2 protein-coding genes are annotated in these 900 nt (G+C 58.1%); both read left to right on the top strand.

What is annotated here, in order from left to right:
* Positions 1 to 426 (top strand): ABC transporter permease (locus AC0L3O_RS35390; RefSeq protein WP_473618150.1); only part of this gene is annotated, 426 nt, incomplete at its 5' end.
* The coding region (locus AC0L3O_RS35385) for an ABC transporter permease (protein WP_473618149.1) at positions 419 to 900 on the top strand (482 nt) is incomplete at its 3' end. The genes AC0L3O_RS35390 and AC0L3O_RS35385, both read left to right, overlap by 8 nt.

The following is a 900-nucleotide window of genomic DNA, read 5'->3' as shown; positions in this document are numbered from 1 at the left end:
CTCAGGATGATCTATACCGAAAGCGCGGTGATCGTCGCCATGATACATGTGATGCTGCCGTTCATGGTCCTGCCAATCTACGGCGCCCTACGGACCATTCCAAAGGAACTGACCCAGGCCGCCGCGAATCTCGGCGCCGGCGTCTTCACCACCTTTTTCAAGGTGACCTTGCCGCTCAGTCTGCCCGGCGTCTTCGCCGGCACGCTGATGACCTTCATCCTTGCCCTCGGTTTCTACGTTACGCCGGCAATGGTAGGCGGCCCTCAGACCCTGATGATGGCGACATTGATCGGACAGCAGACGACGGTCTTGCTCAACTGGTCGTTTGCGGGCGCACTGGCGACGGTACTTCTTGTCGTCACCCTGGTACTCACCTTCACGTTCCGCAGAGTCCTAGCTACGTCGAGAGGGTTCGCCAATGTCTGAGACGATCACCTTGAACCAGACGCGCCCCTTTCGCCCCCTTGTGCTCGGCAAACTCGCCGCAGCCGCCGTTATTTGCCTCATCCTGTTCTTTTTGATTCTACCTACGCTGATCGTCATCCCGATCTCGTTCGGCAGTGCCCCCTACATCGAGTTCCCGCCCTCCGGGTTGACGCTGAAATGGTACGGAGAATTTTTCAGCGATCCCGACTGGATCGCGGCGACTCTCTTCAGCCTGCGGATCGCTCTCTTCACCACCATTTCAGCGACGATCATTGGAACCCTCGCCGCTGTCGCCCTAGTCCGGGGCGATCTGCCGGGGAAATCGCTAGTTCTCGGTTTGGCGCTCAGCCCCCTGATCGTTCCTCATATCATCATGGCGATCGCGCTTTATCTGTTCTTCGCGCCGCTTCAGCTGACGGGAAATTTCTTCGGCTTTCTGTTGGCGCACACCATGCTGACCGTTCCCTATGTAGT

This window comes from Mesorhizobium sp. WSM4810 (genome assembly GCF_055811235.1).
This window is presented reverse-complemented; position numbering and strand designations above follow the sequence as displayed.